The organism is Sulfuricurvum sp., assembly GCF_049587615.1.
Classification (GTDB): domain Bacteria; phylum Campylobacterota; class Campylobacteria; order Campylobacterales; family Sulfurimonadaceae; genus Sulfuricurvum.
Genome location: NZ_JBAVEF010000015.1, coordinates 1 through 1,717 on the forward strand (window position 1 = coordinate 1; position 1,717 = coordinate 1,717).

General features: G+C 69.1%; 1 protein-coding gene. It reads left to right on the forward strand.

What is annotated here, in order from left to right; all coding sequences use genetic code 11:
* Nucleotides 1-35 precede the first annotated feature (35 nt).
* Nucleotides 36-1,717: PEP/pyruvate-binding domain-containing protein (locus WB308_RS02485; protein WP_424188654.1), on the forward strand; the 1,682-nt coding region annotated here is incomplete at its 3' end.

The window sequence follows — 1,717 nt, forward strand, 5'->3', positions numbered from 1 at the left end:
TACTTGTACGTCACCCGCTTTCAAGAGGTCTGGCAGTGGGTTCCCAAGAGTCGTGCATAGTTCCCCTGGTCGGGGCCGCCGGTGCGGGAGACAGGCTGGTTGGCGGCAAGGCGGCCCGGCTCGGCTCACTCATCCAGGCGGGATTCAGGGTTCCCCGAGGATTCTGCATCACGACGAGGGCGTACGAGCAGTTCGTCGCCGAGGCCAGCCTGAGCGGGCACATCGCGATGGAACTGGGCCGCAAGCCCCTGGACGCCATGCGGTGGGAGGAACTCTGGGACGCCGCGCTGCGGATCCGAGCCGCCTTCCTGCGAGCCGGGATTCCGGATGCCATCGCCGGGCAGATCCGCCGAGCCCTTGCGGACCACATCGGCGATGGCGCCGTGGCCGTTCGCTCGTCGGCACCCGGGGAGGACTCGCAGCAGTTGTCCTTTGCCGGGCTCCACGAGTCCATCGTCGGGGTGGAGGGAGATCGCGCCGTCCTCGATGCGGTGCGGGCGGTCTGGGCCTCGCTGTGGTCGGATGCTGCGCTCCTCTATCGACGCGAGCTGTCGCTCGACCCGCACCGGAGCCGGATGGCGGTACTCGTCCAGGCTGTGGAACTGGCGGAGTGTTCAGGCGTGGCGTTCAACCGCGATCCGCGCTGCCCGGACGCCGACCGCGCCATGATCGAAGCTGTGCCGGGCCCGTGCGCGCTGCTCGTTGACGGTTCGGTGGACCCGGATCGCTGGACCCTGACGCGAAGCTCAGGCGAGTTGATCGAGTGGCGGCCCGGGCGCCGCGGGTCGGACGACGGCGGACCGCTTCTCGGCGCGCAGGATCTGGCAAACCTGCTCGGTGTGCTCAGCCGCATCGAGACGCTGTTCGCGTGGCCGCCCGACGTCGAATGGACCGGTCGATCGCCAGACACGGTGGTGCTCCAGGCCCGGCCCATCACGACGTCGCGGCCTGCCGGTGACGACGAGCGAGGCTGGTACCTGACGCTGCGGCCGAATCTGCGGCGTCTGTCTGCGCTCGCGGACCGCGTCGCCGGCGAACTTATTCCCGCCCTCGAATCGGAAGGCGCACGACTGGCGTCGCACGATCTCGCCGCATGTACCGATGCCGAACTTGCCGCGGCCCTGCTCGAGCGGGCCGAATCACTGCGACGGTGGAAGGACATCTACTGGGACGAGTTCATTCCCCTGGCCCATGGGGTCCGGCAACTCGGCCGGTACTACGCCGATGCGGTGCATCCGGACGATCCGTACGAGTTCGTCGGGCTGCTGAAGTCGGTGGACATGCTTGCCTCGCGGCGGAACCAGGCCATGGCGGATCTCGCCCAGAGGCTGCGAGGGAACGCCCGGCTCATTCAGGCCGTGTCGGACGCCCGGGTTGCCCTGGCCGATGCCGACGCGACGATGTGGCGAGAGATGCTGGAGCCATTGCGCGAGCTTCCGGGCGGTCCGGGGTTTCTGGACGCGTTCGATGCACTGGCGGCAGGGTTCATGGACGTCATGTACGGCACCGAGCGCCTGCTGGATCGCCCGGATCTGCTGCTGCACACGCTGTTGGAGCTGGCGGAGGTCGCCCCGCGCGATGCCGGATCCGCAGCGCTCCACCAGGGCGTGGGCCGTTCCGAGCTGGAGGAGCGGTTGTTCGACGCCGTCGGCCCCGCACGCCGCGACGAGGCGGCCGAGGTGCTGCGGATCGGGATTGTCAGCTGGCGGCTCCGAGA